Annotated in this window: 7 protein-coding genes; 5 read left to right on the forward strand and 2 right to left on the reverse strand. The window is 71.8% G+C overall.

Translation table 11 applies throughout. The features are described from left to right. Positions 1-10 precede the first annotated feature (10 nt). Positions 11-1,402, forward strand: a complete 1,392-nt coding sequence (locus tag MPTA5024_RS19355; RefSeq protein WP_051458355.1) for an O-antigen ligase family protein — start codon at positions 11-13, stop codon at positions 1,400-1,402. Here the strand turns inward: MPTA5024_RS19355 and MPTA5024_RS19360 are convergent. Both MPTA5024_RS19360 and MPTA5024_RS19365 read right to left on the reverse strand, forming a co-directional pair. Further along, on the reverse strand, positions 1,358-1,897 hold the full coding sequence (locus tag MPTA5024_RS19360; RefSeq protein ID WP_232326536.1) for a dTDP-4-dehydrorhamnose 3,5-epimerase family protein: 540 nt from the start codon (positions 1,895-1,897) through the stop codon (positions 1,358-1,360). The genes MPTA5024_RS19355 and MPTA5024_RS19360 overlap by 45 nt on opposite strands. A gap of 73 nt (positions 1,898-1,970) precedes the next feature. After that, on the reverse strand, positions 1,971-2,891 hold the full coding sequence (locus MPTA5024_RS19365) for a glycosyltransferase family 2 protein (protein ID WP_036326828.1): 921 nt from the start codon (positions 2,889-2,891) through the stop codon (positions 1,971-1,973). A 178-nt stretch (positions 2,892-3,069) separates the two neighbouring features. Here MPTA5024_RS19365 and MPTA5024_RS19370 point away from each other — a divergent pair, with 178 nt between their 5' ends. From MPTA5024_RS19370 to MPTA5024_RS42350, 4 genes are all read left to right on the forward strand, one after another. After that, positions 3,070-3,870: a 2OG-Fe(II) oxygenase gene (locus MPTA5024_RS19370; RefSeq protein WP_036326830.1), complete on the forward strand. Its 801-nt coding sequence runs from the start codon at positions 3,070-3,072 to the stop codon at positions 3,868-3,870. Beyond that, the gene (locus MPTA5024_RS19375) at positions 3,867-4,769 is read left to right on the forward strand and encodes a Gfo/Idh/MocA family protein (RefSeq protein ID WP_036325437.1); all 903 of its coding nucleotides are present in this window, start codon (positions 3,867-3,869) and stop codon (positions 4,767-4,769) included. The genes MPTA5024_RS19370 and MPTA5024_RS19375 overlap by 4 nt, the downstream gene beginning before the upstream one ends. Beyond that, complete coding sequence (locus MPTA5024_RS19380; RefSeq protein WP_036325439.1) at positions 4,766-5,680, forward strand: right-handed parallel beta-helix repeat-containing protein; 915 nt, start codon at positions 4,766-4,768, stop codon at positions 5,678-5,680. The genes MPTA5024_RS19375 and MPTA5024_RS19380 overlap by 4 nt, the downstream gene beginning before the upstream one ends. A gap of 180 nt (positions 5,681-5,860) precedes the next feature. Continuing rightward, positions 5,861-6,172: hypothetical protein (locus tag MPTA5024_RS42350; RefSeq protein ID WP_198167229.1), on the forward strand; the 312-nt coding region annotated here is incomplete at its 3' end.

The following is a 6,172-nucleotide window of genomic DNA, read 5'->3' on the forward strand; positions in this document are numbered from 1 at the left end:
GGCGCGTTCCGTGGCCATCGAGACGCTGGAGACGGCGACGCCACGCCGGGCCGACGGCGCGACGCTCGTCTGCCTGTTCGTGCTGGCGTTGTTCCTCATCCCGGCCCGCCTGGTGCTGCGCGGGCTGCCGATGTCGCTGTCGCTCGCCGACATCCTCGCCCTCGTCCTCCTCCTGGTCTGGCTGTTCGCGCAGTTCACCTCCACCCTCGGCGCGGCCAAGGGGACGAACCCCGTCCGCACGGGGATCTTCGCGTTCGGTATGGCGCTGCTGACCTGCTACGGCTTCGGCGCGCTCGGATACCTCAGCTCCGACGAGCTCAACCTCGCCGACCACTCCCTGGTCCTGTTCGTGGGCTACGTCGGGCTGGTGCTCGTCGTCTGCGACGGCGTCCGGGGACGCGACCGGCTCGACTTCGTGATGAAGACGATCGTGGTGGCGGGGGTCGTGGTCTCGGTGGTCGCCACCTTCCAGTACCTGCTGAACGTCGACCCGACCTCCTACATGACGCTCCCCGGCTTCCGGCACACCTCGGTGGAGGGCACGGAGACCGTGATGTCGAGGGCGGACCTGCGGCGGGTGGCCGGGACGCTGGGCCACCCGATCGAGCTCGGGGTCGTCTGCGCGATGATCCTGCCCTTCGGCGCCCACTACGCGTTCCGGGCGGGCAGCCGGGGCGAGCCGGCTCTGCGCTGGTGGCTGGCCACGGCTGTGATCGCGGCCGGGCTGATGTTCTCGGTGTCCAGGTCGGCGGTGATCGGGCTGGTCGTCATCGCGCTGACGCTGTTCCCCGGGTGGCCGGTCAGGCGGTGGCTGGCGACGCTGGGGGCGCTCGCCGTGTTCCTGGTCGTGATGAAGGCGGCGGCCCCCGGCCTGCTCGGCACCTTCTACAACCTGTTCGCCAACGCCACCTCGGACGACAGCATCCTCTACCGCACGCACGACTACCCGTTCGCGCTGCTGGAGATCGCGAAATATCCGATCTTCGGCCGAGGGCTCGGCACCTGGTACCCGTACAAGCACCAGGTGTTCGACAACGAGTACCTGCTCTCGCTGGTGGAGACCGGCATCGTGGGCGTGGTCGCGTTCGTCGGCATCCTCGTCTGCGGGGTGGCGACGGCGCTGCGCGCGCGCCGGCTGAGCGGCGACCCGAACGTCCGCAACCTCGCCCTCACCGTCGCCGCGTGCCTGCTGGTCCCGCTCGTCACCGCGGCCACGTTCGACCTGCTCTCCTACCCGGGCGTGACCAGCCTGATGTTCCTGCTGATCGGCGCCGCGGGCGCCCTGCTGCGCACCGTCAAGGACGAGAACGCCGCCCGGGCGGCCGCACCCGGCGGCGACGGGGCCGGGGCGTCCGGGCTACGCCGTGAGGCGGGCGCGCAGGTCGGCCCAGGATCCGGCTGACAGGTCGCGACGACTGATCGCGCCCGCGGGCAGCGGCCAGGGGAGCGCGAGATCGGGGTCGTCGTACCGTACGGCGAGGTCCTCCGCCGGGTCGTGCTCCCGGTCGATGCGGTAGCAGACGTCGGCCTCGGTCAGCGCCTGGTAGCCGTGCAGGATGCCGGGAGGCACGTAGAGGTGGGCGAAGGTCTCGTCGTCCAGCAGCACCGACACCTGCTCGCCGAAGGTGGGGGAGCCGGGACGGGCGTCCACGAGCATGTCGAGGACGGCTCCGCGGGCGCACCGGACGAGCTTCGCCTCGCCTTTGCCCGAGCGGCCGTGCATGCCGCGGATCGTCCCCGGGCGGGAGCGCGACTGGCTGTCCTGGATGAAGGCGGCCGGATCGAGTCCCTGCTCGGCCGCCACGGCGGCGTCGAAGGTCCGGGTGAAGAAGCCGCGCTCGTCGTGGTGGGGCACGGGGACGAACAGCAGCACGCCCTCGATGGCGAGTCGCGTCACTTTCACACCGGTGTAGTCGCGGCCCGCCGCTTCTCCGTTACGACCGCGTCCCCGGACCGTCCCGGTCCGCCGGTCAGGGGAGCGCCCGGAGGCGTCTCGACGGCCGCAGGAGGGCCACCAGGGACGCCCGTGCGGTCCGGCGCCCCACGAGGGTCCGCACCGCCTCGCCGAGGACCACGGCCATGAAGAACGCGGACGAGGCGAGGGGACCGCGCCGCCTTCTGAACAGCCGCACGCGGTTCGTGGTGAGCAGCGCGGCGAGGACCGGGTTCACGTTCGCCTCGCCGCCGATGTGCTCGATCACTGCGCCGGGCTCGTACCAGAGGATCCAGCCGCGGTCGCCGGCGCGCAGCGCGAACTCGGTCTCCTCGCTGTACAGCAGGAAGGACTCGTCCCACGGCCCGAGCTCCCGGATGGCCGGCACGGAGATGAGCATGGCCGCGCCGGTCGCCCATTCGGCGCGGCCCGCCGTCTCGTAGCGGCGCGGGTCGGCGATCACCTCGCCGAGCCGCCACATCCGGCCCGCCAGCCGCCCGCCGACCAGCGCCTCGGCCAGCGCCCCGCGTACGGTGGGCGCGCGGCGCAGCGACGGGTACGTGTGCCCCTCGGGGGTGACCAGCCGGGGGACGGCGATGCCGCGGCGAGGCGCGCGCAGCGCGTCCGCGAGGCGGGCCAGCGCCCCCTCCCGCACCCGGCAGTCGGGGTTGAGCACGGCGACCGCGTCGAGCCGGTCGAGATCCCCCGCTCGGTCGAGGAAGGCGATCCCGGCGTTGATGGCCGCCGCGTAGCCCGCGTTGCGCCCGACCTGGACGACCGTCGCTCCCGCCCGCTCGGCGATCGCCACGGACTCGTCCCGCGAGGCGTTGTCGGCCACGACCACCCTGACGAGGCCGGTCGAGCGCGCGCCGGCCGGCAGCGACTCCAGGCAGCCGGCCAGGACCGGCGCGCTGTTGTACGTGACGATGACGACCGCGATCCGCGGGGTCTCGGGCATGCGGTCCTCCGGCAGTCGGACAGTCTCCGCCAGGCGCATGCTAGGGCGGCGGGGACGGCCCCGCAATCCACCCTTCGAGCGTTCCAATCCGGCTGTAACGGATGTCGATTCCCCGCGCGATATTCAGACCGGAGCCTGGCGGGCCCTTCGAATCGAGCGGGCCGGGATGGAGAAGCGGATGCAGGAGACCGAGACGTTCACCTTCCGCCGGGAGGAGCTGTTCCCGCTCGCCGACCGCTGGCGTGTCTCCTTCCTCGAGGCGAAGCCCTTCAGGCACGTGGTGATCGACGACTTCCTCCCGCCCGGCGCGCTGGAGCCCGTGCTCGACGAGTTCCCGGAGCCCCGGGACGCGAGCTGGCAGCAGTTCGACAGCTCGCGCGAGATCAAGCTGGCCCTTTCGGACACCGAGCGGATGGGCCCGGCCACCCGGAACCTGCTCGCCGAGTTCAACGGCCAGGTCTTCGTCGAGTTCCTGGAGCGGCTGACCGGCATCGAGCAGCTCGTCTCCGACCCCCACTTCGAGGGCGGCGGGCTGCACCAGATCCGGCCCGGTGGATTCCTCAAGGTGCATGCGGACTTCAACCGGCACCGCAGGCTCAACCTCGACCGGCGCCTCAACGGCCTGCTCTACCTCAACAAGGACTGGGAGGAGAGCTACGGCGGGCACCTGCAGCTCTGGGACGTGGACATGACCCGCTGCGAGCACAAGATCCTGCCCGTCTTCAACCGGTTCGTGGTCTTCGCCACCACGGACGACGCGAACCACGGGCACCCCGATCCGCTCACCTGCCCCGACGACCGGGCGCGCCGTTCCATGGCGCTCTACTACTACACGAACGGCCGTCCCGGCGAGGAGACCGGCGACGACCACACCACCGTGTTCAAGCGCCGGCCCGGCGAGGAGTGGAAGAGCAGCTTCCGGCAGACGATCAAGCGGTGGACGCCCCCCGCCCTGGTGGACCTGCTCGCCCGCAAGTGAGACCGGTAGCCGTCGGACTCGTCGGCGCCGGTCCCTGGGGCTCGGGGTTCCACGCGCCGATGCTCGCCGCCGGACCGCAGACGCGCCTGGCCGGCGTGTGGTCGCGCCGGCCCGAGCGGGCACGCGAGGTGGCCGCGCGCTTCGCCGTACCGGCGTTCGAGGACTACGACCTGCTGCTGGACGCCTGCGAGGCCGTGGCCTTCGCCGTGCCCCCCGAGGTGCAGGTGTCCATGGCCGTCCGGGCGGCTCGGGCCGGGCGGGCCGTGCTCCTGGAGAAGCCGCTCGCCCCCGACCTCGCCGGCGCGACGGCGCTCGCGGAGGCCGTCGACGCGGCGGGCGTGCCGACCCAGCTGATGCTCACCCGGCGGTACCGGCCCCAGGTGCGCGAGTTCCTGGACCGGGCGCGACGGTTCCGGGCGCGCGGCGCCCAGGCGCGCCATCTCACCGACGAGCTCTTCTCCGCCGCCTACGCCACCCCCTGGCGCAGGCGGCAGGGCGTCCTCGACGACTTCGGGTTCCACGCCCTCGACCTCCTCGACGCGGCGCTGGGGACGGTGAAGGATGTGATGGCGGTCGGCGATCCGCACGGGTACATGGCGCTGACGTGTGTGCACGAGGGGGAGGGCGCGGTGAGCCAGCTCGCTCTGTGCGGCTCGATCGGCTCGCCGCACGGGCACCACAAGACGGTGGAGCTGTACGGGCGGGAGGGCGCCCTCGTCCTCGACTTCCGTGAGCTGGCCGATGACTCGGCGCCGACCCGGGAGAACGTCCGGTCGGAGTTCGCGGCCACCGTACGGTCCGGAGTGCCGCACACCGTCGACGTCCACCACGGCCTCCACCTGCAACGGCTGTTGGAGCAGGCGCGATCGCAGCTCCGCGGCGTCGGCGACGGCCCGTGAGGCGGCTCTCGGCGGTGGCGGGGGCCGTCGCGCTGACGCTGGTGTCGGGATGCCAGGCGGCGACGTCCGACACGGGTGGCCGCCCTCCGGAGAAAACCCGGCCGGCCGCGTCCCCGAGCGCGAGGGTGCCCGCGAGCCCCGAGGCCCGGGAGTGGCCGGGGCCGGACACCACCGGCGTCCCCCCGGGCACGCCCCTTCGCCCGTCCGGGTCGATCAGGGTGACCAGGGAAGGGACCGTCATCGACGGCCTCGACGTGCACGGCGAGATCTCGGTCGAGGCCGACGACGTGACCATCCGCAACACGCGCGTCCGCGGGATCCCCGGCTGGTGGGGGATCCTGCAGCGGCAGGGTTTCTCGGGCCTGACCGTCCAGGACGTGGAGATCTTCGGGAACGGCAGGGAGCGCACGCAGTTCGGGATCCTCAACCAGGGCGGGATGATCACGGTCAGGCGTGCGGACATCCACACGATCTCGAACGGCATCAGCACCGAGCAGGGACTGATCGAGGACTGCTACGTCCACGACCCGAAGCTCTACAAGGGCGACCACATCGACATGATCATGTCGTCCGGGCCGCCCGCTCCGGGCACCCAGCTGATCATCCGCCACAACACGGCCGTCAACACGCTCGACCAGACGGGCGCGATCTCGCTGTTCCAGGACTTCGGCGTCGTCCACGACGTGACCGTGCAGGACAACCTGCTGGCGGGCGGCGGCTGGTCGTTGTACGCCGGGGCGGGCGTCAAGGGCACCTCGTCGAACGTCAAGGTGATCGGCAACGTGTTCAGCCGCAAGGTGTGGCCGAAGGGCGGGCAGGCGGGCCCGGTGGCGTACTGGGACGCGCACGGGCCGGGGAACGTATGGCAGGGCAATAAATGGGATGACGGCCGGCCCGTTAAACCCGACTAATACCCTTAACCTGCGACTGCTGAGGCATTTGGGCAATTTGAGGCTCTCGCACAATGAGATGAAATTGAGATCGTTTGAGAGAATCGTCCACCTGTCGTTCTCGATATGGCTAACCTCCCCAACGAGCCTTCATAAGGAGGCGGGCAGTCGGCACAACTGCCGATCCGGAAGGAGTCGACTGTGGGGCGGAGCCATGGGAACGGGGGAACGGCTGGTCTGCTGGCCGCGGCGGGGCTGGTGGTCGCCTTCGCCGGCGTCGGATGCGGCGTGAGCGCCGGGGACGTCTCGGACAAGTTGGCCGCGCTGACGGATGTCAACACGTGGGGGGGAGGCGACGAGCCGGACTCCGGCGCACGGCCCTCGCCCGCGGGTGAGGCGCACCCGCTGCCGTCCGGAGCCGGCGCCGCCGGCCGGGGCGGCAACGCGAGCACGGCGAGCGCAGGCGGCGGGCACGCGGTCGTGGCCCGGCCGGCGCCCACCTGGTGGTTCCCC

Source organism: Microbispora sp. ATCC PTA-5024 (assembly GCF_000511135.2).
Taxonomy (GTDB): domain Bacteria; phylum Actinomycetota; class Actinomycetes; order Streptosporangiales; family Streptosporangiaceae; genus Microbispora; species Microbispora corallina.

What these genes read in the sequence shown, in the direction of transcription:
- MPTA5024_RS19370 (WP_036326830.1), top strand. Translation starts at nt 3,070, where the DNA reads ATGCAGGAGACCGAGACGTTCACCTTCCGCCGGGAGGAGCTGTTCCCG.
- MPTA5024_RS19365 (WP_036326828.1), bottom strand. Translation starts at nt 2,891, where the DNA reads ATGCCCGAGACCCCGCGGATCGCGGTCGTCATCGTCACGTACAACAGC.